General features: G+C 56.9%; 20 protein-coding genes. 8 read left to right on the top strand and 12 right to left on the bottom strand.

All coding sequences use genetic code 11. The annotated features are described in order from the left end of the window. Positions 1–22 precede the first annotated feature (22 nt). The 9 genes from QCD60_RS17975 to QCD60_RS17935 form a co-directional block, all read right to left on the bottom strand. Entirely contained in the window at positions 23–1,552 is a 1,530-nt protein-coding gene (locus QCD60_RS17975; protein ID WP_279787627.1) for an ABC transporter substrate-binding protein, read from the bottom strand. A gap of 138 nt (positions 1,553–1,690) precedes the next feature. Further along, positions 1,691–2,446, bottom strand: a complete 756-nt coding sequence (locus QCD60_RS17970; protein WP_279787626.1) for an HAD family hydrolase — start codon at positions 2,444–2,446, stop codon at positions 1,691–1,693. Beyond that, on the bottom strand, positions 2,421–3,440 hold the full coding sequence (gene mvaD, locus QCD60_RS17965; protein ID WP_279787625.1) for a diphosphomevalonate decarboxylase: 1,020 nt from the start codon (positions 3,438–3,440) through the stop codon (positions 2,421–2,423). The genes QCD60_RS17970 and mvaD overlap by 26 nt, the downstream gene beginning before the upstream one ends. Then, a complete protein-coding gene (locus QCD60_RS17960; RefSeq protein WP_279787624.1) occupies positions 3,421–4,362 on the bottom strand; it encodes a GHMP kinase in 942 nt (313 codons plus the stop codon). Before QCD60_RS17960 ends, mvaD begins: the two co-directional genes overlap by 20 nt. Then, positions 4,346–5,338: a mevalonate kinase gene (locus tag QCD60_RS17955; protein WP_104151677.1), complete on the bottom strand. Its 993-nt coding sequence runs from the start codon at positions 5,336–5,338 to the stop codon at positions 4,346–4,348. The genes QCD60_RS17960 and QCD60_RS17955 overlap by 17 nt, the downstream gene beginning before the upstream one ends. Further along, positions 5,335–6,507, bottom strand: coding sequence for a hydroxymethylglutaryl-CoA synthase (locus QCD60_RS17950; RefSeq protein WP_279787623.1), 1,173 nt, complete (start codon positions 6,505–6,507; stop codon positions 5,335–5,337). Before QCD60_RS17950 ends, QCD60_RS17955 begins: the two co-directional genes overlap by 4 nt. Before the next feature lie 18 nt (positions 6,508–6,525). Next, positions 6,526–7,548: a type 2 isopentenyl-diphosphate Delta-isomerase gene (fni, locus tag QCD60_RS17945; RefSeq protein WP_279787622.1), complete on the bottom strand. Its 1,023-nt coding sequence runs from the start codon at positions 7,546–7,548 to the stop codon at positions 6,526–6,528. Continuing rightward, positions 7,545–8,585, bottom strand: coding sequence for a hydroxymethylglutaryl-CoA reductase (locus QCD60_RS17940; RefSeq protein WP_279787621.1), 1,041 nt, complete (start codon positions 8,583–8,585; stop codon positions 7,545–7,547). The genes fni and QCD60_RS17940 overlap by 4 nt, the downstream gene beginning before the upstream one ends. A gap of 159 nt (positions 8,586–8,744) precedes the next feature. Next, entirely contained in the window at positions 8,745–9,089 is a 345-nt protein-coding gene (locus QCD60_RS17935; RefSeq protein WP_279787620.1) for a tryptophan synthase subunit beta like protein, read from the bottom strand. 683 nt (positions 9,090–9,772) lie between these two features. Here QCD60_RS17935 and QCD60_RS17930 point away from each other — a divergent pair. The 4 genes from QCD60_RS17930 (at position 9,773) to QCD60_RS17915 (ending at position 15,776) form a co-directional block, all read left to right on the top strand. After that, positions 9,773–11,119 carry a L,D-transpeptidase family protein gene (locus QCD60_RS17930; RefSeq protein ID WP_279787619.1) on the top strand — a complete coding sequence of 449 codons (1,347 nt, stop codon included), beginning with the start codon at positions 9,773–9,775 and terminating at the stop codon, positions 11,117–11,119. After that, on the top strand, positions 11,116–12,615 hold the full coding sequence (locus QCD60_RS17925; RefSeq protein WP_279787618.1) for a M14/M99 family metallopeptidase: 1,500 nt from the start codon (positions 11,116–11,118) through the stop codon (positions 12,613–12,615). The genes QCD60_RS17930 and QCD60_RS17925 overlap by 4 nt, the downstream gene beginning before the upstream one ends. A gap of 241 nt (positions 12,616–12,856) precedes the next feature. Next, complete coding sequence (locus QCD60_RS17920; RefSeq protein ID WP_279787617.1) at positions 12,857–13,876, top strand: Fe(3+) ABC transporter substrate-binding protein; 1,020 nt, start codon at positions 12,857–12,859, stop codon at positions 13,874–13,876. Between the two features lie 229 nt (positions 13,877–14,105). Further along, positions 14,106–15,776: an iron ABC transporter permease gene (locus QCD60_RS17915; RefSeq protein WP_279787616.1), complete on the top strand. Its 1,671-nt coding sequence runs from the start codon at positions 14,106–14,108 to the stop codon at positions 15,774–15,776. Positions 15,777–15,893: 117 nt separating this feature from the next. Here the strand turns inward: QCD60_RS17915 and QCD60_RS17910 are convergent, their stop codons facing one another. Beyond that, positions 15,894–16,934 carry an ABC transporter ATP-binding protein gene (locus QCD60_RS17910; protein WP_279787937.1) on the bottom strand — a complete coding sequence of 347 codons (1,041 nt, stop codon included), beginning with the start codon at positions 16,932–16,934 and terminating at the stop codon, positions 15,894–15,896. 72 nt (positions 16,935–17,006) lie between these two features. Further along, a complete protein-coding gene (ampD, locus tag QCD60_RS17905; protein ID WP_279787615.1) occupies positions 17,007–17,579 on the bottom strand; it encodes a 1,6-anhydro-N-acetylmuramyl-L-alanine amidase AmpD in 573 nt (190 codons plus the stop codon). A gap of 237 nt (positions 17,580–17,816) precedes the next feature. Here ampD and nadC point away from each other — a divergent pair, with 237 nt between their 5' ends. From nadC to QCD60_RS17885, 4 genes are all read left to right on the top strand, one after another. Next, positions 17,817–18,659, top strand: coding sequence for a carboxylating nicotinate-nucleotide diphosphorylase (nadC, locus tag QCD60_RS17900; protein ID WP_279787614.1), 843 nt, complete (start codon positions 17,817–17,819; stop codon positions 18,657–18,659). Between the two features lie 274 nt (positions 18,660–18,933). Further along, on the top strand, positions 18,934–20,190 hold the full coding sequence (locus tag QCD60_RS17895; RefSeq protein ID WP_279787613.1) for an acetate kinase: 1,257 nt from the start codon (positions 18,934–18,936) through the stop codon (positions 20,188–20,190). Continuing rightward, entirely contained in the window at positions 20,187–22,328 is a 2,142-nt protein-coding gene (gene pta, locus QCD60_RS17890; protein WP_279787612.1) for a phosphate acetyltransferase, read from the top strand. Before QCD60_RS17895 ends, pta begins: the two co-directional genes overlap by 4 nt. 355 nt (positions 22,329–22,683) lie before the next feature. Then, on the top strand, positions 22,684–23,040 hold the full coding sequence (locus tag QCD60_RS17885; protein WP_104151662.1) for a phasin family protein: 357 nt from the start codon (positions 22,684–22,686) through the stop codon (positions 23,038–23,040). A gap of 537 nt (positions 23,041–23,577) precedes the next feature. Here QCD60_RS17885 and QCD60_RS17880 read toward each other — a convergent pair. Continuing rightward, on the bottom strand, positions 23,578–24,801 hold the full coding sequence (locus QCD60_RS17880) for a M20 family metallopeptidase (RefSeq protein WP_279787611.1): 1,224 nt from the start codon (positions 24,799–24,801) through the stop codon (positions 23,578–23,580). Between the last annotated feature and the right edge of the window lie 118 nt (positions 24,802–24,919).

The following is a 24,919-nucleotide window of genomic DNA, read 5'->3' as shown; positions in this document are numbered from 1 at the left end:
GGTACTCACCATCAGCTGGCGGCTACTTCCACGATGCCTCATAGAAGCGCGGCAGTTCATCCGGATAGGCAGTAAAGTTGAGATCACTGCTGAAGGCATAGTTCGTGGAATAGGTGACCAGCGGTGCCCAGTACGCCTGCTCTGTAATGCGCTGGATAGCCTTGCTGTAGTTTTCCTGCCGTACCTTGTCGTCCATGCTGGTATCTGCCGTGCTGAGCCAGCTGAGCAGGTCAGCATCTTTGGCGATGTCGTCCGCACCGCCCTTGAAGAAGGCACTGATGATCGCCGACACATCATTGATGGCACCGGAGCCCCAGCTCTGGAACGCCAGGGGTACCTTGCCAGCGCGCTGATCATTACGCAGGGCAGCGAAGGTTTCAAAATGCAGGCGGGCGCGAATACCTACCTTGCGCAGATCTCCAATGACCGCCTCCACCAGATCACGATCACGATAGGCATAGATTTCGGTATCAAAACCGTCGGCGTAGCCCGCCTGCTGCAATAATGACCGTGCTTTCTCGGGGTCATAGGCGTACTGCACCGCGGCATTGAGATCACAGCCAAACTGGGAGGGATAACAGGGTGCATACAAAGCGCGGCTGCCACCACGCACCAGCTCCCGGGCCATCCCGTCACGGTTGATGGCATAGTCGACGGCCTGACGTACCCGCAGGTCTTTGAAAGGCGAATCCGCTGCGGAAGTGCCCTGGCTGTCCATGGCCAGATAGCCGATACGCATGGTTTCGCCGCCGGTCACCGTGAGGTTAGGCATCGCCTGCATGGACTCGGCCTGATCAGAGGGTACCCGCCAGATCCAGTCCACGGCGCCCGTCATCAGCTGTGCTATGCGTGTGTCAGCATCGGGGATGACGACAAACTCTATCTTGCTGATGGCGGGTTTGGGTATCGGACTGTCAGCGAAGTAATGGTCATTGCGCTGCAGATGCACGCCCTGCCCGCTGATCACCTTAGTAATGACATAGGGGCCTGTACCGACAGGCGCCTTACTGAACCCTTCAAGACCGACTTGTTTGAAGTATCTGGCCGGAAAAATAGGTGTCGGCCCGGCCAGATATTCAAAGGCAGCGGGGAACGGCTTTTTCAGTACGATGCGTACGCTGTAGTCATCCACCTTTTCAACATGGTCCATCCAGTCGGTATTCTGCCGGGAAACCGCTTTGGACTCAGGCGAGAGGATGTAGTTGAAGGTAAACACCACATCATCAGCACTGAAGCCATCGCCATTGTGAAAGCTCACACCACGACGCAGATGTATCAGCAGATGAGTACTGTCCTCCCACGACCAGTCTGTCGCCAGCATTGGCTGATACTGACCACTGCGCGGGTCGCGATAGATCAGCGTGTCCCAGGCCAGACGCCCCAGCACAACGCCCTCACGTAACCCGGTGTGATAGGGGCTGATATTTTCCGGCTCGCTGTCCGAAGCAAACACCAGCGTATCGTTGTCTTTGCTGGCCTCGGCCGCATGGGAAAACACCAGAACAGTGGAAGCCAGAGTCAGAGGTACAGCAACACGAGCGAGCAAAGCCATAGACCGATATCCTCCTGCAACAAGAGCGAGCAAAAGCGTTGATCTGTCCAAGCTAAGCCATCACAAGCGTTGCGACAATGGCAAATTCAGCAAGTAATGGTTGCAGAAAGCGCAAACCGGGAGATGATGCTGACAGGCTCAGACCTGAGCCAGCACTGACCGTAAATAGCCGATATGGGGCCAGATTTCATCGCACCAGGGGGCCAGCTCAGCCGCGCTGCTGGCGCCACTGAGCACGCCGATGACACGCCCTGCCCCTGCCGCACGGCCCATTTGCAGGTCTTTCGGATGATCGCCAATCACCGCGATCCGGGCAGCGTCCAGCTGCCAGCGTTGCAGACAGGCATGCACCATGGCCGGATCAGGCTTGGCAGCCAGCCCCTGATCTGAACCGATAACAGGCGTGATCCACGGCGCTATCCCCAGCGCCTTCACCGCGGCGTCACCATAGTGCTGTGAGTCAGACGTCACCAGCGCCAGCGCCAGCTTGCGCCCGCTCAGCCAGCGGCAGAGTGCGGGCAAATCACAGGGCGTACGCAGGTGTTGCAAGTAATGCTCAGCAAACACCGGCGCGACCCACCCTTCCAGCACATCCACCTGATGAACACCCAGAACACTGCCCCACAGACGCAGAATTGTCTCGGGGTCACTGTGTACCAGTGGCGAGTCAGGGTTCAGCCGTTGTCCGTCAGTAAAACCACTGATCCCGAGTAACTGCGCAAAGGTTGCGTCCTGCCCTGCAGCCAGTGGCGCCTGACGCGCCAGCTCACGCAGGGCCAGATGATAGAGCGGTATCCAGGTAGGGTAAAAATCTACCAGGGTACCGTCCTTGTCGAAGATGATGCCTTTAATCTGTGCCCAGGGCACATCAGCCTTGCAGGGGGTCAGGACCATGCCAGGGATCAACAACCGTCATGGTGGGGAAACAGGCGCGCACAGCCTCAATGCTGTGCTGCTGGAACAGCAGTTTGATGTTGGGGCCGGCATCCATAGTGAAATACACCTCAATACCCTGCGCCCGGCACTGCCAGACCTGCTGCATGGCCTCAATACTGGCGGGCTGCCAGTACAACAGCGGTGGCCAGGAGGCAATCATGGTGGCATGCATGGACAGAGCGTTGTGCTCTGCCGTCTCACCCAGCAAGGTGAAATTCTGTGCGGCAATAGCCTGGCGTAAGGTCTGCAAATCACGGGCAGCCTGCTGTGGCCATTTCTCATAGAGCAGACAGCTGTCGGTAGTACGGGTCATCCCCGCACGGGAGTCGACGCTTTTCTCGGCAGTGGTAATTTCCACCACGCCGATACGCAGGTCGGGCCACGGTTCAGACAGTACCTCGGCAAAGCTGTCACTGCCGTCGTCCAGCTCACCTTTATGCCATTGGGCAAAACCGCAGAACAGCGAACGTGATGCACTGCCGCTGCCCATCCGCGCGATACGAGACAGGCTGCGGCCTTCGCGAGGAATCGCATAGATGCCCGCCAGCGCCAGCGTCAGAGCCGCAAACCCGGAGGCTGATGATGCCAGCCCGGCTGCAGTAGGAATATTGTTGTGGGTGGTCACCCGAAAACGGGCAGGTGCCAGTGAGCGGAACAGATCGATAAATTGCGATACCTTGCGAACAAAGCGGCTGTCGCCATCTAGCTGCTGACCGTTAAGCCAGACTTCATCACATGGAGCATCGATCACCTGCAGCCGGGTACGGGTGCCAAGCTCTCCCAGACTGATGGACAGCGAGCTGTTGACCGGCAGATTCAGGGCGGCCTGACGCTTGCCCCAGTATTTGCACAGGGCGATATTGCTCGGCGCAAAGGCCTCTGCCTGAGCCTGGAGTGCAGGAGTGCATTCGGGCAGATACAGACGCAGGGCATCAGCAGGCGACAAACTCAATTTCCACTCCTCGGTCACTCATGGCTACATCAATTACTTCATAAGGCAACTGCTCTGGCGCGACCTTACCCAGAGCCAGAATGCAGTCCCCCAGACCCGAGCCGGAAATCTTCGCCGCCAGTACTCCGTCCATGCTACGCAGGCGATAGACGATATCCGCCAGACTTGCATCACAGACTCCCAGCGCATCCAGTAAGCCATGCTGCATGTTCAGACAACGGGCAAACCCGGGGAGATCCGACGCCTCCAGCGCGACCATGGCCTGTTCGGCACAGTCACCCATCAGCTGGTAGAGACTGTCATACAGTGAGGGGGTATCCTCCGCCGCAGCCGCAATATGGCGTATGACCACCGGAGTCGGTGTCTTGTAGCCCGCATAGACCAGCGCAATGGGCCATAAACCGGGAAGTGGGATTACTTCGCGCTGTGCCATACGATAGGCAATCAGTCCACCGTACACACTGGTTGCCAGATCCGTACCCGAGCCACGGCCCTGAACGGCCAGTACGGTTTCATGGGCGGTAGCCAGCAGAATTCGGCGGTCGAGACTGGCGTGACCGGCGTGCCAGGCCATCAGTGCCGCCACCAGCGCGACGGTTACGGCGGCGGAAGAGCCAAGGCCAACGGCATGACTGAACTCGGAAACAATGGTCAGCTCGAAGCCAGACTGCGGCTGCATCAGCGTGATGACCTTGAGCACAAAGCTCAGATTGGGGTGGTCTTCCAGCTGATCCAGATCACTGTGATATTCCGCCAGCGCAGAATGGATAATGACCTGCCGGTCTGCACGAGGTTGCAGCTCAAGATGGATACGCTTATCCACCGCCACCCCCAGAGCCCACTGACCATGCAATACGGCATGTTCCCCCATCACCATCAGGTTACCGGGGGCAGAGGTACGAATCTTATTCCAGGCGTACACCGTCGTGCTCACCAGTGATCGTTGTGCATTTGAAACCATGTCTGGCCGCCAGCTCGGTGGGGTTCACACCGCGCACCAGCACGACGCCCGCATTGTCACCACGGATACTGCCTGCGCCACAGACCTTGGCCGCACCGCCCAGCGCTTCAATCTCGGCGATAAAGCCATCGATCAGTTTCGGCACCACACCAATCTTGACCAGCAGCCGGTGATTCTCGCGAATAGCAGCCTGCAGGTACGCTTCGTTCTGCTCTGCCAGCGCCGCCGTCATACTGCGGGTGACCTCAGCAAAATCCTGCCAGACAGGCGATGTGGCAAAACGCTCACGCACTCTGGCCACGCACTCACCGGTGGAACAGGCGGCCTTACCGGTAAACACCACCCACCAGTCAGCATCCAGCGGTGCACTGGGCATGACTTTGCCATCAATCAGGCGAATCACGCCGCCGGTCACCACAGCAGATGCATCCATGGCACTGCCACGGCCGTGTTGCAGACGTTCTATAAATTTGACCAGTGCGATCAGCGCATCATTGTCTTCAAAGGGTTCGCCGAAGAACTCCCCTGCAGCCTTGCATGCCGCCGCGATGGTTGCAGCAGACGAGCCCAAACCACTGCTGACCGGGATATCGGACTCCAGCCACAGCTCAACGCCGCTGCGAGCATCAGGTTGCAGCCACTGCGCCATGGTATAGAAGAACAGCTCGCGGCCTGACTCCATAATCTCGTCAACGCGAATCTCACCTTCCATAAAGGCATCGTGCAGCTCGTCCAGCTCTTCCTGCAGCTCCAGCGTCTCTGCCACGGTCAGCTCGGTGGTTTCGCCATCGGCATGCAGGCGCACGACCGGAGAGTCGACTTTAGCCAGTCGTACTCGGGCACGGGGAGAGACGGCGGCTACCAGAGCAGGTGCCCCGTAGACTGCTGAGTGATCACCACTGACGATGACTTTCGCGGGGGCACTGGCCTGAATCATGATGCTGTTTTTTCGTAGATACGCTTGTGCTGACTGATGGCAGCCAGACGGAAAGGACCGGTAGTTTCAGCGGCAATTGCATGCTCGCCGCCATCAACCGGATTGGGGTAGTCATACAGGCGACGGTAAGTGGCGTAATCCACTGACTGACGACGGGCAAGCAAAGTCTGGTGATAGTCTTTGTGCAGATGAGCCTGATAGCCCGGCTGTACCACACCAGAGAACAGCTCTGCCACGCAACCCGAGCCATAGCTGAAGAAGCCGACACGCTGACCGGACAGGTCATGCTGTGCATTTTCCAGCAGGGACGTCAGGCCGATATAGATGGAGGCGGTGTAGCTGTTACCGATACTGCGGTTGTAGCTCAGGGTATCGGCAATCTGGGCTTCGGCTTCTGCCGTGGACAAACTGGCACCAACCTGTTTCAGCAAATGGCTGTGGGCCTTTTGTGCCATTCGGGTAAAAGGCTGGTGATAGCAAAAATAGTTGAACTCAGAGAACGCATGGCCGCCCTGCTGCTGATAATCCAGCCAGGCGTGCTTCAGTGACTTCAGGTAGACCTTGGTGGAGTACTTGCCATCTACCAGCGCCGTCCCACGATAGTTGGGACGCCAGAAGTCCATCACATCTTCGGTGTAGAGCCCGGATACCGGCTCCACTTCCATGATTTTAGGATCGGCGCTGATCAGCATCGCCACGGCACCACAGCCCTGCGTCGGCTCACCGGACGAATCGAGATCATAACGGGCGATGTCGGAGGCAATCACCAGCACCTTCTGCTGTGGCTGACGGGCAACCAGAGCACAGGCCATCTGGATGGCGGAGGTAGCGCTGTAACATGCCTGTTTCAACTCTACAACACGGCAGGCAGGGTCCAGCTCCAGCAGGCGATGCACATAGACGCCAGCGGATTTGGACTGATCGATACCACTTTCACTGGCAAACAGCAGGGTACGGATGGCGCTTTTGTCCTGACCTTCCACTACCGGGAGAGCCGCAGCAGCTGCCATAGTAACGATGTCCTCGTCTGGCGCAGCCATGCTCATCTGCTCTTGCCCGATACCAGCATAGAACTTCTCTACATCTATCTGGTGCACCTCAGCCAATACCTGCAAGTCCAGGTAATAACTGGCGGTGTAGAAACAAATATCTTCAATGCCAACCTTCATATAGAGACTCAGTTCCTGTTACCTGCGCCAAAGCAAGGCATCATTTAGGTGGAGCTGTTCGACACGGGTTACCCCCAGCAAGAACATCGCGGTGGTGAACTCCTGCTTAACCCCTTCTATCACGGCAATCACGGCCTCGGCAGACTCCATGGCAGGCTTCAGCAAGGGCGCAGCCAGGCCACACAGAGAGCCGCCGAGTATAACAGACTTGATCATGTCCAAACCGTTACGCAGCCCACCGCTGGCGATAAATGTCGCTCTTTCCTGATATGGACGGGCCCATTCCAGCGCCACCGGCGTCGGGATACCCCAGTCCTGCATCCGCAGGCCAAGATCGCCACGGCCACGTCGATGATGCTCAATGCGACTCCAGGACGTGCCACCGCTACCGGCAAGATCGAAATAACGAATACCTGCAGCCAGCCCCAGTTCGATATCGGCTGGCGTCATACCACAGCCGACCTCTTTCAGAATCAGCGGCGTGGCCAGCTCAGCCTGCAAAGCAGCGATCTTGGCAGCGAGCCCTTTAAAGTTGCGGTCGCCTTCAGGCTGTACAGATTCCTGCAGCGGGTTCAGGTGCAAGAATAGACCATCCGCCTGCATGATGTTGATAGCACTTTGTGCTTCCTCCAGCCCAAAACCATAGTTGAGCTGAACGGCACCGAGATTCCCCAGCAGCACCGTAGTAGGTGCCCACTGGCGCAAAGCAAAGCTGTTGCAGGATTCGGGATGGGTGAACATCACCCGCTGGGAACCAACGCCCATGGCGACACCCGTTGCTTCGGCAGCCTGCGCCAGATTGCGGTTGACCCGCAGCACCAGCTCGTGATCGCCCCCCGTCATGGACGAGATCAGCAGGGGAAAGGACAGACGTTTGCCAAGAAAGCTCACGCCAGGATCAACCTCAGCGTAGTCAATTTCCGGCAGGGCGCGATGCATCAGGTGCCAGGAGGCAAAATGGTCTCCCTGACGATCAGTGTCAGGGTCTTCTTCAATTACGCGGATGTGCTCTATCTTGCGATCATTGGTCGAGTTACTCATCCGCGCTCCAGCTGAATATGCGCTTCCATCAACTCGCCAGGATTGGTTTGAGCCGCCAGCAGTGACAATTCACCGCACAGTACAGTGGCGGCACAGATGACAGCCAGACGACGGGCATTGGCACCAGCCTCACGGGACTCACGGCAGCCCAGTCGGGTCAGATTGTCTTCAACAAAATCCAGCCCCTTGCCATTGCCCACGGAACCGACGATCAGGTTGGGCAGGGTACAGGAAAAATACAGATCACCATTACGCACTTCGGCGTGGGTCATCCCCTGCGAACCTTCAACGATGTTGGCTGCATCCTGCCCAGTGGCCAGATAGAAAGCCAACAGCATATTGGCGTAGTGCGCATTGGCACTGCGCAGCCCTCCCGCCAGCATGGTGCCGATCAGGTTCTTTTTGATATTGAGATCAACCACTTTCTCCGGCGTGGTTTTCAGCCGACGCTCACAGATGTCACGGGGGATCAGAATTTCGGTGATGACGTTCTTACCACGACCAAGAATGCCATTCACGGCAGTGGGCTTCTTATCTGAGCAGAAATTACCGGAAATGGAGCTGTAACTGAGCTGTGGGTAGCTCTGCAGGATCCAGCGCATCAGATGATCAGCGGCGTTGGTCACCATATTGTGACCGGAGGCGTCGCCCGTGGTGAACTCCAGGCGGACGAATAACAGGTTCCCCAGAATCTGATGACGCACATCAATCAGGCGGGCAAAGCGACTGCTGGTGGATACCACTGCCTGCATTTCGTCACGACGACTATTGAGGCTGGTAATGGCGCTCAGTGCGGCTCCGGCATCGGCGGCTTCCAGCAGGATGGAGCGAGACATACGCTCATCGACAAGCGTGGCCTTGATACCGCCTTCACACAGCATGGAAACGCGGGCACCACGACCAACAGAGGGCCAAAGGGGAGATTCATAGGTTGCCAGGGGCACTGAGACCTCTGCATCCATGATATTGCCACTGATTCTGATAGGCCCCACCCAACGCATTGGGACAGGCGCGGTTGTAATCTTGTGCGCTTTCATCGGAGGTGTTTTTGGCTCGAAAAAGGGAAGCAAACAACGCATTTCCCTTTCAAAATCTGCATGAAAGACCACTACGCCAGTGGTGACGGGGCCAGAGGTGAGGCGATTGTAGCGACGCCCCAAGGCAATTGCAATTCAGCCCGGACGCGTGCTGGAAGGCTATAACGGCAGAGGATCATCCTCGTCGTCAGTACCCAGAATAGTGTTGCGATGCTTCAAAACCTGACGCACCCGCTTACGCCCAACCAGTTTTTTCTGGGCCTCAACCGGAAGGTCGGTAAACATCAGTATGCCCTTATCGATCAGCAGATCGATCACATCCTCAAGGACGCGCTGCAGCTCCAAGTCAGACTGGCGCATATAGGCAAAGGTGCGACCGTTATCCTGAAACAGAAACTGTTGCAGGTCCTGATCATCGGGCTCAAGAAACTCGTGAGCTTGCGGCTGCTCCACCGCGTACACTGCGATGATCTGCCCATCGGCATTTCGTTCAACATAGGGCATGGATGAATTCCTTGATATCCGTGTCAATAAAACAGGGTACACCTTAACGTTGCAGCATACTGGGCTTCGTTCATCGCCACCGGCGGCGGCAGACGCTCACAGAGCAGACACCCGGACAACGTCCGCTAGAGTATATGCCCTACGCTGTCACGCGCCAAACTCACCCTTTTCACGTCCGCTAACTGTCGGTCTGCTGGCAGGCAAAGTCCACATCGATTAGCAGGGATAATAATAGCAGCACCTGCTCCCACACACCTGTTCGTATAAAAATGTGGAGATGCTCGGCAGCGTTTGCAGCAATATACGGCCACAGGTAGAATGCCGCAGATTGAGTTTTTGAAACAATACGAATTGGTTCTAAATAAAGCGTTGCCTCAGGGTACGCTTAACCACCCCAGGCGATCAGATCAACCGTTGCTACTCTGGATCAGGTGGTGGATGGAGCACCAACCGACGAGTGCTTTCTCAGGGTATCTCTGCACACTTTGTCTTCATCTGGCTGTCAGTGTCTTAGCGCTGAGTGCTGTAAAACTATTGTCCTCGCACCCTGAATTCAGCTTTTCCGCAGGGGCAGCAAGCTCACCAGATGAAGCAGGTTACCAGTCCCCTTAACTCAGCTGCCGTCGTGCTGTTGCTTCAGTTAGTGCCTTCATTATTCCTGACATGTGGAAGCAATACTGTCCATGGACCAAGCAGCCAAGATCAGATATCGCCGCGAGCGTTTGTCGGTACCCTTGAAAAAGCAGGGCAGATTGCTGCTTGCAGTGCTGACGACCGCGCTGACACTCAGCACAGCCAGCCATGCCGACGAGCCTACAGCAGAAGATAAGAAATTAGCTTCGCTGCTGCCTGCTCATTTATTCAGCCGGGATGCCGAGCCCACCACCTCCATTCTGATCGATAAGCAGCGCAAGAATGCCTATCTGGTACACATGGAGAATGATGTACCCCACGTAGTGAGAGAAATTACTCACCTGCAATTCGGTCAGCAGGACGGCGATAAGCAGAGCGAAGGCGACCTGAAAACGCCAGAAGGGGTTTACCGTATCGAGAAGTTCATTCCCGATTCACAGCTGGCTCCCGTCTATGGCAGCGGCGCCTTCCCGCTGGATTACCCCAACCCGCTGGATCGTATTGAAGGCCGTAATGGCAGCGGCATCTGGCTGCACGGTCGTGACGATAACGATCCGAGCAAAGTCGCCACGCGTGGCTGTGTAGCGTTCCAGAACAAGGAAATCCGCGAACTGGAACCCGTACTCAAACCAGGCACCAATATCATCATCAGTCCCAAGACTGAGTTCATGACACCTGCCGCCTATGAGGCTAAGAAGGCCAGTCTGTTCAAACAGCTGGATGCCTTCTTCAATGACTGGAACAACGCCGATATCACCTCACTGGCCAAAATTCTTCACCCCACCTTCCACGATGCCAACGGCCTCAACCGGGACGCCTGGGTAGCAAAGAAGAAGACCCTGGCAGCGGCTTATCCCGAGCGCGATATCAAGATCAGCAATATCTATGCTTTCAAAGAAGACGGCAAGCAGGTGGTATTCGACTTCAATCAGAGTTACTGCGCAGCCAACCTGTTTTCCTACGACCACAAGCGCCTGTTCTTCAAGCCTGAGGGAGACAAACTGAGTCTGGTGGCCGAGGACAGCATCGCCCTGCCCATCCAGCCTATTCTGACGGCAGAGGCAACCCGCTTCGTTGACCAGTGGATCGACACCTGGAGCAAAAACGAAATTTTCCAATATCTGGCGCTCTATAACTCAGAGTTCACCTACGATGGCGGCAAAAAACTGGCCGACTGGCAGGTATACAAAAGTGGCATTTTTGCCCAGCGTCCCGAGCAGAAGATCAGCTATTCCAATCTGCAGATTGCCCCGGTCAAGGGCGACCTCTACCGAGTCACCTTTAAGCAGAACTACCAGAGCGACAGCTACACTGACGTGGGTATCAAGACACTGATGCTGAGCGGCTGTCCCGGCGACTTCAGTATTGTTTCCGAGTCCTGGACTGCATTGAAATGAAAAAAATAATTAGTCTTGCCCTGAGTCTGGTGGCAACGCTCAGCTGCGCCTGTGCGGCGCAAGCTGACACCCGCCCAAGCAGCAGCCACGAAGTGTTTTTCGCAGGCTCTGATTACGAACTGAATGTCTACTACGTCAAAGGTCGGCAGGATGGTAAAACCCTGCTGCTGATCGGCGGGATACAGGGTGATGAGCCGGGTGGCTATCTGTCCGCCGACCTCTACCCTGATCTGGTGCTGGAGAAAGGCAACCTGATCGTCGTTCCCCGCGCCAACCTGAAATCCATCATCCTGGGTGACCGTGGCCCTGATGGTGATATGAACCGTCAGTTCCATGACAACGCCAAAGTCGGCCCGATGTATCAGGTAGTTGGCAAGCTCAAGGAACTGATGTCTCAGGCCGACCTGTTTCTGCACCTGCATGACGGCTGGGGCTATCACTCACCGGTCTATGTAGACAGCCTCCGTAACCCCAATCGCTATGGGCAGTCACTGATTGCTGACAGCGCCAACTTCACCTGTGATGACGGCTCCGTCCTGCCATTACAGGAAATGGCAGACAGCGTGCTGGGCGAAGTAAACAGCAGGATCAGCAACGAGCAGCATCACCTGCATTTCTTCAATACCCGCACTGCCGATCCGGATACGCCTTATTCAGAGATGCGTAAAACAGCAACCTACTACGCACTGCGCAAGGAATGCCTGCCTGCTTTTGGCGTTGAAGCATCGAAAAATCTGCCCTCACTGGAAGACAAGATTCTCTATCACAATCTGGTAATCAACGCCTTTATGGAACGCCTGGGTATTGTCGCAGAAGCCCCACGTATTCTTATTCCGACTTCGGGGCTGCACTACACCGAGGTGATGGTCAATGGCGTGCCGCACATGCTGAAAGACAAGGATACCCTGACTATCCGCCGTAATGATGAGGTTCAGGTGGTGGATATCGGCACCGACTACAAGCGCGGCGTCACCATGGATCTGCTGGGCTATGGCAACCTCAATGACTTCAAGCAAAGCTTCAGGGTTGGCAAAGACACCCAGATGGTATTCCGCAAGGAAGGCCAGAAGTTTGGCAGCATTGATATCAAAGCCCTGAGCGACGAGCAGTATGCGCGCTATGCTGACAAACAAAAGCAGGAGCAGCATGACCATCGCCAAAACGTCACCCGTGTCTTCGTGGTCGCGGTCAATGACAAACATCACGTTCTGCTCAGTGGCGATACGCTCAAACTGGCACCGGCTGACCGGCTGGAACTGATCAGTAGCTTCGGTGATGGCAGCAATGATGAAGCAGTCACACTCAACTTCCGCGGCTGGGTACCGGAAACCCCCAGCAAAATGCCCAATGATGATCGTGGCTATCTGATTGAGCCAGACAAGTCACGGCTGCTCCGTCAATACTCGGAGCATGGTGAAGGCAAGCGTTACGCGGTGGTCGCCACTGACAGCCGTGGTAACCCGGTGGGTGAAATCTGGGTGCAGTTGAGCCAGTAACCTGGCTCTCATCATCATCCCAACATTACAGGAGCTCAGGCTCCTGTAATGTTTTCCAGCGAACGCATCGAGACATAGACACTTGTCCACTCAGGCACACCCTCAAAAATTGCACAAAAAGTGCAAAAAATATTGACTCATTTTTTACGTTCAATGAGACTGATTCGCGTTTTATTCTGAGTTCACCCTGGCATCTCCTCGCAATGACCTGTTGTTGGGCAGATGCAGTCCGGAGAGAGTCATGTTTAAACCGTCAGTCTTGTTGTTAACGGTTGCCGCCTTCACCACCTCAGTCAACGCGGCAGAAGAAGTGAATGTTTACTCCTATCGCGCGCCCTTTCTGATTCAACCGATGTTTGATCAGTTCACCCAGGAAACCGGGGTCAAGGTCAATGTGGTCTACGCTGACAAAGGCCTGCTGGAACGCCTGCAGAATGAGGGTCAGAACAGCCCGGCCGATCTGATCATGACGGTAGATATTGGTGTAGTACACGATGTCAAAACCCGTGGTCTGAGCCAGCCGGTGGCCAGTGAGCTGCTGGAGCAGAATATTCCCCAGCACTTTCAGGACCCGGACAATCACTGGTTTGCACTGACGTCGCGTGCCCGCCTGATTTATGCATCCAAAGACCGCGTTCAGCAGGGTGAAATAACGTCCTACGAGCAGCTGGCCGATCCCAAATGGCAGGGCCGCATCTGTACCCGCAGCGGTAAACATAACTACAACCTGGGCCTGATCGGCTCGATGATCAGCCATCATGGCGAGGCTGAAGCGGAGCAATGGCTAACAGGTGTCAAAGCCAATCTTGCGCGCCGCCCTGAAGGGAACGACCGGGCACAGATTCGCGCTATTGCGGAAGGACAGTGCGATCTGGCCATTGGCAATTCCTACTACTTCTTCAAGATGCTGAACAATCAGGAGAACCCTGAAGAGATCGAGTGGGCCAGGCAGGTAACTCCGATTGCGCCCAATCAGCAGGATCGCGGTACCCATATGAATATCTCCGGCATCTCCCTGGCCAAGTATGCCCCGCACAAGGACAACGCCATCAAACTGATGGAGTTCCTCAGTCAGGACGAGGCCCAGCATATGTATGCCGACCTGAATCAGGAGTTTCCGGTCAAGGCAGGCGTGCAGCGCTCCGAACTGCTGCAAAGTTACCTGGGCGACTTCAAACAGGATGAACTGCCGCTGGTGAAGATTGCCGAGACCCGTGAAGCGGCCAGCAAGCTGGTCGACAAGGTTGGCTTCGATAACTAAGCAGGATCAATCAACCCACAGCGGAAGTGGATAACACACTGGCAGATGAGGTCTCCCCCCTTGGCCTTGCATCTCTTGTTCTTAGCCAGTGACTGGCCCGATGGGCTGATATTCAAGTCACCGAAAGCGGCATGCTGCTTTCGGTTTTTATTTTCTGCCGCAGCAGATCCTGAGCAAAACCCTGCCAGCGATCTTGAGCCCTGACGTGGCAATGCAGAGAATCCCAAACATGGCATTCCTCTCCTACTCCAGACAACGCAGTATCAATGGCCAGGGTTGGCTATTGAGTGCTTCTGTGGCCGCCATTATGGTCGCCCTGCCGCTGCTGTCGATTTTCTGGCTGGCACTGTTTCCCACTGACAATATCTGGCCCCACCTGCTCTCCACTGTCCTGCCCAATTATGTGATCACCACCCTCACACTGATGCTGGGAGTAGGCGTACTGGCGGGGTCCATCGGCATTGTCAGTGCCTGGCTGATCAGCACCTACCACTTTCCCGGACGCCGCGTTTTCGAGTGGGCACTGCTCTTACCCATGGCGGTACCGGCCTATGTGATCGCCTATGTCTATACCGACCTGCTGGAATACTCAGGACCACTGCAGGCATGGCTACGGGAGCTGTTCAGCTGGAAGACACCGCGCGATTACTGGTTTCCTCCTATTCGCAGTCTGGGTGGCGCCATCTGGATGCTGGGGCTGGTGCTCTATCCCTATGTTTACCTGCTGGCCAGAGCCAGCTTTCTTGAGCAGGCGGCCACCGTGAAGGATGCTGCACGGACGCTGGGCTGCACGCCATTACAGGCATTTCTGCGTGTGTCGTTACCCATGGCCCGCCCGGCCATTGCGGTCGGTCTGTCACTGGTGATGATGGAGACCCTCAACGACTTTGGTACCGTCGATTTCTTTGCGGTCAAAACACTCACGGCAGGCATCTACGATACCTGGCTGAACATGGGCAATCTGGGTGGTGCGGCACAGCTTGCCGCCTTGATGCTGATCTTCGTAGTCGTACTGATCGTCATGGAAAAGCAGGGACGTTCACGGCAGCGCCAGTTTCAGCAGGGGGATCGCTTCAAGGCGATCCAGCTACACCGGTTACGCGGATTCAGAGCCGCACTGGCCTGGATCTCCTGTGCGGTGCCCGTGCTCGCAGGCTTCATCGTGCCCCTGCTGGACCTGGCACGTTACGCCTGGCGGCATGCTGAGCAAAGCTGGAGCCCGGACTTTCTCCGGCTGGCCTGGAACAGTCTGGCGCTGGCGCTGGCCGCAGCCGTGCTCTGCACCGTGCTGGGCCTGTTACTGGCCTACGCCAAGCGTCTGTACAGAAGTCGCCTGCTGAGCAGCATGACGCAGGCAGCCACGCTGGGTTATGCCATGCCCAGTGCGGTACTGGCCATCGGTATCATCATTCCCTTCGCCGCGTTCGATAACACGCTGGATGGCTGGCTGCGCAACAGTCTCGGCATCTCCTCCGGCCTGCTGCTCAGTGGCACCCTCTTTACCCTGCTGTTTGCCTATAGCGTGCGCTTTCTGGCTATTTCTGCAGGCTCTGTGGAATCCAGTCTGGGCAAGGTGACACCGTCCATGGACATGGCCTGCCGCTCGATGGGCTATAACGCCAGCCAGACGCTGGTGAAGGTACATCTGCCGCTGATACGCGGCGGCTTGCTGACCGCCGTACTGGTAGTGTTTGTCGACTGCATGAAGGAACTGCCGACCACACTGGTACTGCGCCCTTTCAATTTCGACACACTGGCCATTCATGTCTATCAGTATGCCTCGGATGAACGCCTGCCAGAGGCGTCGCTGGCAGCGCTGCTGATCGTACTGGTGGGGATTATTCCGGTCATTCTGCTGAGCCGCACGATCACGGCAACCCGCCGCTATCGCATCCAATAGCGGCGGCTATACCTGACGCGGCTGAAAAACATACAGCCCCCGTAAAACATAAAAGACGCACTCTGCGTCTTTTATGTTGGTGATATGTTGCTGACGGCCTGAACAGGCACAGACCAGTCAGGCAGCGGCAAAGGTCACCGGCCGGGGCGGCTGCAGACTGACAGTAACCACCTCTCCCACCTGCAGATCAATATGGCTGTCGACAGCCGATGACACTAGGCGCCCACTCGACAGCTGCAGCGTATAAAGGGTGGTTGTGCCGAGGAACTCCTTGGCCAGAATCTGTGCCTGAGCCCCTTCAGCGTCAGCAGGGACAATTTCATGAGGACGCACAAACAGCTGCACCTCATCACCGTCCTGCCACTGACTGCAGGTCAGCAGCACATTTCCCACATCGGTACAGAGCACACCATCACGCACGGTGCCGGGAATAAACTCGCCCTTGCCGACAAAGGCCGCTACTCGCGGGCTGCTGGGAGAATAATAGAGGTTGTAGGGAGAATCCCACTGATGCAGACGACCTTCCGCCAGCACACCGACCTTGTCGGAGAAGGCAAAGGCTTCTTCCTGATCGTGGGTCACGAGTACCGCGGGAATACCCTGCTGTTTGAGAATCTCCCGCACTTCGCGGGCCAGATGACGACGCAGATCGGTATCCAGATTGGAGAACGGTTCATCCATCAGCAACAGATCAGGCTTCGGGGCCAGCGCACGGGCCAGTGCCACACGCTGCTGCTGACCACCGGAAAGTTCGTGGGGATAGCGCTGCCCCTTCCCTTCCAGCTGCACCAGACTTAACAGCTCGCTGACCCGGGTATCAACGTCCTTACGGCTTAAGCCCTTCAGACCGAAGGCTATGTTCTGCGCGACGGTCAGATGCGGAAACAGCGCATAGTCCTGAAATACCATGCCGATGCGACGCTGTTCCGGTGGCAGATGCACACCTGCAGCAGATAGCACCCGCCCATAGAGTTCAATTTCTCCACCATCGACGGCATTGAACCCCGCCAGCGCCCGCAACACGGTGGTCTTGCCGCAACCGCTGGGGCCAAGCAGGCAGGCGATTTCCCCCTCATGCAGATGAAAGCTGACCTCGCTGACTACCGGCTGCCCATCATAGCGGCACTGCAGGCCCTTCACTTCCAGCACTTTATCCATCACGGTTGGCGTTCTCACTCTGATCTGGTCGCAGCCAAGTATAAAAGCCAACCATTCTCGTTAGCAAAAGCGTCACGCTTTTGTTGAAGCCGGAAGTAAAGCCCGATAGTGCGTCCAGTCAAAATAAGGGCCAGGATCCGTTTTGCGGCCAGGGGCAATATCGCTGTGGCCAGTAATGCGCTCTGCACTGATCTGCGGATAGGCTCGCTGAATCGCCTCCGTGACCGCAGCCAGCTGCTGATACTGCACGGTGGTGAAGGGCTCGAAGTCAGAGCCTTCCATCTCGATACCAATGGAGAAATCATTACAGCCTTCACGTCCGGCAAAACAGGACACACCGGCGTGCCAGGCGCGCTGACCGAAACCGACGAACTGCACCAGTTCGCCATCACGCCGAATCAGCAGATGGGCCGCCACACGCAACGAGGCAATGCCGGCAAAAAACGGGTGCGCATCCTGATCGAGGCAGTTGGTGAATAACTGCTCGATATAGGGGCCGCCAAACTGGCAGGGCGGCAGGCTGATATTGTGGATCACCAGCAGACTGACTTCGTCTGCGGGCCGCTCATTGTGATTGGGCGATGGCACCTTACGTGCCGCATCAAGCCAGCCGTCAGTAATGCTCAGGGGAGTGAATACAGTCATGATCTTCGGCAAAAAGTTCTGTGAATTCAGCCTGAAAGATAAACATCAGGGGCAACTGCGCTTGGGTTTTACCACTAAAGTTCAGTAAAATCCCGCACTCTCGATGTCACACGGCACCCTCGTCCAGCAAATTGCCAGCAAGGTGCCGTAAGGTATATGCCGCATTCGGCAGCATCGTGAATCAGGTCAGCAGAACCTGCAACACACTCATCACCAGCGACTACAAGGCAGAAAATAATGCAGCATCTGGGAATTGAAGACACCGTACGCAATGCACTGGCAGAAGATATAGGTGCTGGCGATATCACGGCGGCGCTGATTCCCGCAGAGCGCATGGCTGCCGCAACGGTGATCTCCCGCGATGAGGCCGTCATCAGTGGCCGGCCGTGGGTGGATGAAGTTTTCCGTCAGGTCGACCCGCAGATCAAAGTGGAATGGTACATCAGCGAAGGTGATCAGGTGTGCCCCAATACCCGCCTGTTCAGTCTGACGGGCCCTGCCCGCTCCTTGCTGACAGCGGAGCGTACCGCCCTGAACTTTCTGCAGACCCTGTCTGCCACTTCCAGCCGCTGCCGCCATTATGCTGATCTGGTAGACCATACCCAGGTGCGTATTCTCGACACCCGCAAAACCCTGCCCGGCCTGCGTCTGGCGCAAAAATACGCGGTGACTCAGGGCGGCTGCTTCAATCATCGCATTGGCCTGTTTGATGCTTTTCTGATTAAGGAAAACCACATCATGGCCTGCGGTGGGATTGCTGAAGCAGTGAGCAAAGCGCGCGAGCTGGCGCCCGGCAAACCGGTAGAAGTCGAGGTGGAAAACCATAACGAACTGCAGCAGGCGCTTGAAGCCGGCGCCGACATCATCATGCTGGATAACTTTACCCTGCAGCAAATGCGCGAGGCGGTAGCCCTGACTGCTGGCCGGGCCAAACTGGAAGCCTCGGGTAACGTGACCGACCTGACGCTGGTGCCCATCGCCGAAACCGGCGTTGATTATATTTCCATTGGCGGCCTGACCAAGGACTGCAAAGCAGTGGACCTCTCCATGCGCTTCAGCAGTGAAATGCCAGCGGTGTAAAGCAACACTCCAAATTGTCATCAGGGCTGAGTAGCGTTTGGCTGTGCAGCCCATAACAAGTACCACTCAGAACATAACAACAGGGCAGCCTCCACTGCCTGACTGGAAAAGTGGCCCATTACCGTGGATGGGCTATGGTTACTCAACGACGTGCCCCTCACGCTTCATAACAACAATAATCCTGAGCTCTGACCTTCCCCGCTCTCAAGACAGCGGTAGCGCAGGCTCGTGGTCGTTATGGGGCAGGAATTCAACTATTCAGTGAAGTGTGCGTATGACATCTACGAACGATGCCTCAATCAACAGTACCCCCGTCAGCAGCGCGGCCAGCTATGTACTGGTCCTCAACTGCGGGAGCTCCTCCCTCAAATTCGCGGTCATCGATGCCAGCACTGGCGGGCAGCCTTTGTCAGGCATGGCCGAACGTCTGGGCAGTGACGATGCTGAAATCGTCTTCAAGCAGAACGGCGCGAAGCAGACACAGGCACTGACGCCCCCTACTCACAAAGCCGCGCTGCAAGCGCTGGTCACGTACCTGCAGGGATATCCGGCGTTGGTGCAGTCGCTGACGGCGATTGGCCACCGTGTAGTTCACGGTGGCGAACATTTCCGTGAAGCCATCCTGATCGACAGCCTGAGTCAGCAGCGTATTGCCGACTGCAGTAACCTGGCCCCGCTGCATAACCCGGCCAACCTGCTGGGGATTGAAGCGGCTCAGGAAGCCTTCCCGCAGCTGCCACAAGTGGCCGTGTTTGATACCGCCTTCCATCAGGAAATGCCGGATTATGCTTACCTCTACCCGCTGCCCTACGAGTACTACCGGGATCTTGGCGTACGCCGCTACGGCTTCCATGGCACCAGCTGCCGCTATGTCACCGCTGAAGCCGCCCGCCTGCTGAACAAACCCGCAGCCGGGCTGAACCTGATCATCGCTCACCTCGGGAATGGCGCCAGCCTGACCGCCGTGAAGCATGGCCACTCGGTTGATACCACCATGGGCCTGACCCCGCTCGAAGGCGTTGTACACGGCACCCGTTGCGGTTCCATTGACCCGGGCATCATTGCCTATCTGGCTCACCGCCTGAACAAAAGCACTGACGAAATCGATGCCATCCTGTGGAAAAAGAGCGGGCTGCTGGGCCTTTCCGGCCTCAGCAATGACTGCCGCACCATCGAAGAAGCCGCGGCAAATGGCCACGAGCAGGCGCAGCTGACACTGGAAATCTATGCCTATCGTCTGGCCAAGGCCGTCGGCGAGCTGATGATTCCCCTTGGCCGCCTTGATGCGCTGGTATTTACCGGTGGCATCGGCGAGAACTCCTCGCTGATCCGTGCCCGCACCCTCGACTGGCTGGGCTTTTTGGGTCTTCAGCTCGACAGCGAGGCCAACGAGCAGTGTATTCGCGGCAAGGCAGGCAGGATCAGTCAGAACGGCCACGCTGCGGCATGGGTTATTCCCACCAATGAAGAACTGATGATTGCCCGTGACAGCGTCGCGCTGGCGACTGCCGCACAAGGAGAGCAAGCATGATCAGAACGCTGATGCTGGTGCCCACAGGTCTGGGCGTTGGCCTCACCACCGCTGCACTGGGACTGTTCCATGCCATGGATCAGCAGGGCATCAAGGTGCATTTCTTCAAGCCCATTGCCCAGCTTCATCCCGGTGACAGTGGCCCTGAGCGCTCCACCCAGATGCTCGCCTCGTCCTGCAAGCACCCTATCGCACCGCCGCTGGAAATTCGTTATATCGAAGGCTTGCTCAGTGAAGACCGCGGCGACGAGCTGCTGGAAGAAATCGTCGGCCGTTTTGAAGACTACCGCCCGGATGACTGCGACGTGGTCATCATCGAAGGGCTGGTGCCGACCCAGAGCCACTACTATTCGACCCGCCTCAACAAGGCCATTGCCAGTGCACTGGATGCCGAGATTGTGCTGGTGGCCGCACCGGGGATTGATACCCCGGCCGAACTGGAAGATCACATTGAGATCACCGCCCGCGCTTACGGTGGCATCGAGCACAAACGGGTGCTGGGCTGTATCGTCAACAAGCTGGGCGCCCCCATTGACCGCGAAGGGCGTACCCGCCCTGACGCCAGCATGGACCGTACCTTCACCCAGAGCATCAGTGCTGAACAGGTGCGTGAACAGAGCACTCTGTTCAGCAACGATTTCCGCCTGCTGGGCACCCTGCCCTGGACACCCGACCTGAGCGCCCCCCGCGCACTGGATATTGCCCGCTATTTCGACGCCATCATCATCAATGAGGGCGCCATGGCCGTGCGCCGTGTCACCCGTATTGCCATGATGGCCCGCAGTGTCGCCAACGTCATTGATGAACTGCGCCCCGGCACGCTGGTGTTCGCCCCCGGTGATCGTGATGACGTAGTGCTGGCCACCTGTCTTGCCGCACTCAACGGGGTAGAAATTGCCGCACTGGTGTTTACCGGTGGCTTCACTCCCGCCCCCTCGGTAATGAGCCTGTGTGAACAGGCCATGCGCAGCGGCCTGCCGATGATGGCTATTTCGACCGGCTCATGGCAGACCGCCATCACCATGCAGCGCTTCAATCAGGAAGTGCCGCTGGACGACGCCGAGCGCATCAACAAGGTCAAGGAAGAAGGCGCACTGCACATCGACCACCAGTGGTTGCAGAGCTTCCGCAGCAGCGACTATGTGCGCCGTCTGTCGCCGCCGGCTTTCCGCTACCAGCTGATCGAGCGCGCCCGTCGCGCCAGCAAGACCATCGTTCTGCCCGAAGGCAACGAGCCACGGACCATCAAGGCTGCGGCCATTTGTGCCGAACGCAAGATCGCCCGCTGCGTACTGCTTGGCAACCCGGAGGAAATCCGCCTGATTGCCCAGCAAAGTGGTGTAGTACTGGGTGAAGGCGTGGCCGTCGTTGACCCCAACAGCGTGCGCAAGGACTACGTGGCACCCATGGTGGAGCTGCGTAAGAGCAAAGGCATGACCGACCTGATTGCCGAAGAGCAGCTGCAGGACAATGTGGTACTGGGCACCATGATGCTGCATCAGGGGACTGTCGACGGGCTGGTCTCAGGCGCCGTGCATACCACTGCCAACACCATCCGCCCGGCGCTACAACTGATTAAAACGGCTCCCGGCTACAGTCTGGTGTCGTCGATCTTCTTTATGTGTTTGCCGGATCAGGTACTGGTATACGGCGACTGTGCCATCAACCCCGACCCCAACGCCGAAGAGCTGGCGATGATCGCCATCCAGAGTGCCGACTCCGCCCGGGCCTTCGGTGTTGAGCCGCGCGTGGCGATGATCAGCTACAGTACGCTCGGCTCCGGCACCGGTGCCGATGTAGACAAGGTTATCACTGCCACCCGAATCGCCCGTGAGCGCCGCCCCGATCTGCTGATCGACGGCCCGCTGCAATACGATGCGGCTGTCATGGAAAACGTCGCGCACAGCAAGGCGCCGGGCAGTACCGTGGCAGGCAAGGCGACGGTGTTCATTTTCCCGGACCTGAATACCGGTAATACCACCTACAAGGCGGTCCAGCGCAGTGCCAACGTCATCAGTATCGGCCCCATGCTGCAAGGCATGCGCAAACCGGTGAACGACTTGTCACGCGGTGCGCTGGTGGAAGATATCGTCTTTACCATCGCCCTGACCGCCATTCAGGCTACCCAGTCGAGCTGATCACAGAGCTTTGCTGCCCAGCAACAAGAAAGCGCCGGTCATGGCGCTTTCTTGTCATTCTGCCCCGGTAAAAAATGCACCTCCCACCACTCTGCCTCCAGCCCCAGATGCTTCATATTTTGCCTTCATCACTCCCGTTATCAGACTGACAACAGGCTGAAACATATGGCATGGCACACTTACCAGCGCATCAATTGCAATAAAATCATAACCTTACTTGTCCCCCCCAAAAGCGACCTGCAGCTGAAACAATTTTCCATATTGCACCGCACAAAATAGCTGTTGACATAATCCCGGTGCTGTTTAAAAATCATCCATATCAACTTTGTGCAGCGCAACATACGAGGAGCGCACTATGTATAAGACAGCCTTCGAAGACATCAAAAAAGTGTATCAGCCCATGATCGAACTGGGCGAAATCGGTAAGAAGACTGCCGAAACCATGCTGAAAGAATATTCCGAATACAGCCGTGAGCTGGTCTCCAGCAGCATCAACCAGGCCAAGCAGCTGGCCTCTGCCAAAGACATCGTGGCGGCTTTTGATGCTCAGGCGGTCTATGCCAAGAACCTGGACAGCAAGTTCGTCAGCAATGCCCAGAAGCAGATGGGCCTGATGCTGGAAGCACGCGATGCCAGCAGCAAAGTGTTCGATGAGCTGAGCGATGCCTACAGCAGCGCCATGAAGAGCTGGATGACCCAGTTCAAGGCCTGATCGCCACACTCATGTTGTAAACCTTTCAGGACTGGAACGTCACGGACGATAGTCTCCATACCCACCACGCAGTGCTGACTGACGTATGCGGCAGGAAACCAGGCATCAGTCAGCGCGGTGGGCACACCTTCAGCGCAAGGCAACTTGTCCGCTGATGCAACTCCGCTTCTTGGCGGCTCACGTTACCTGTCCAATGTTTATCGGGAAGCGAGAACAGGCCTCACTCTTGATATGAGACGGATTGACCGGTTGGTCTGATGGATTCGGTTAAGTCATTGGTGCGAGGTAACAGCACAACCTGACTGTCTCAGCAGGAGCGAGTGCTTGATGTGGGGCGGGTACTTTCAATGGCCATTAACAGCTAATGCGTTCTAACGTTAATTCTTTGTTAACAGTGATCTTTCGTTGTTGGTACGTGCAGTTGGAACTCCCTCACAACTGCGTTGGTGTTTGTAAAGTTGGTTGAGAGTAAGAGCGACTTACTCGCATCTTGGCCCGGCGCCCCCGCCGGGCCTTTTTTTGCCTGAAAAAAGCCTCTCAGCCTGCCCCCAGCATCAGTACCGAACGCGCCACGGCCTGAGCCCGCGGCACAAAGGTATCAAGCAGACAGAATTCCGCATCGGTATGCATTTTCGCGCCAACAGGCCCGGTGCCACACAGCGTCGGTACCCCCATGGATGAGGTAAAGCCTGCATCGGAGCAGCCCCCGGTAAACTCACCATCAACGGCAAATCCGACGATTGCGGCCTGCTGTTTGTACAGCGCCAGCAATTGCTCACTCATGCGCGCCTCAAAGGGTGAAAACTCCGACTTCAGCATCAGGCTGGCGTGGGTGCCCGGCACATGTTCTGCTGCCACAATTGCCTCAATCCGGGCAAAGGCCCGGTCGCGCTGCTCCAGCGTCACAAAGCGCAGATCCAGCTTGGCTGTGGCACTGGCCGCCACAGTATTGGATGACATCCCACCGCTGATCAAACCGACGTTGGTGGTGACACCTGCCTCATAATCCGTCAGCCCGTGCAGGGCGGTAATGATATGCGCCAGCGCACCAATGGCGCTGGCACCATCGGCATGATTGACGCCGGAATGCGCAGCCTTGCCCTGTACCTGGATTTCAAAGCTGGCACCGCCTTTACGGGCCGACACCACATTGCCGCTGATACGCCCCGGCTCCGCATTGAAGACGGCGCGAGCACCTTCGACGACCCGGCGAATGGTATGCCGGCCCTCGGGAGAGCCAATTTCTTCATCGCCGGTGAACAGGGCCACTACCGGAAATGGCAGCATTGCCATCTTCCCCTGCTGCTGCAGCCGGTGAATGGCACGCAATACAAAACAGTTGAGCACCAGCCCGGACTTCATATCTGCCACGCCGGGGCCAAAGGCCTTCATGCCTTCGCGGCTAAAGGGACGCTGTGTCACCGTGCCTTTGGGAAAGACCGTATCGCGATGGCCCATCAGCAGCACCGGCGGCTGACTGCCACTGCCAACCCGCGCCTCCAGCGCATCGCCGTAGGTCTCATTGGCGTGCCAGACGCATTCAATACCGTCCGCCTCCAGCCAGCTCCTGATCAGCGCCCCGGCAGCATTGACGCCATCGCGGTCATAGCTGTTGGAATCGGTATCCACCAGCGCCTGCAGACAGTCGATCATGGCCTGCTCCTGGCTGGCCAGCCAGTCACAGACCTGATCGGCACACTGCGCCAGCAGAGGGTGTACTTCACGCGGCAGAAGGTCACCGGCGGCCACTGCGGATGTCATCTGAATACTCCTTTGCATCGCTGAACGTAAGTGCTGTATCTGACGTCAACACAGGCATCCTGTCGAGTCAGGAATACTGCCCGGTCTCATTACTGCACAGCATTGCCCCTGCAGGCAG

Source organism: Pokkaliibacter sp. MBI-7, from assembly GCF_029846635.1.
Lineage (GTDB): Bacteria > Pseudomonadota > Gammaproteobacteria > Pseudomonadales > Balneatricaceae > Pokkaliibacter.
Note: the sequence above shows the minus strand (reverse complement) of the source record. Positions and strands in the feature narration are given on the sequence as shown.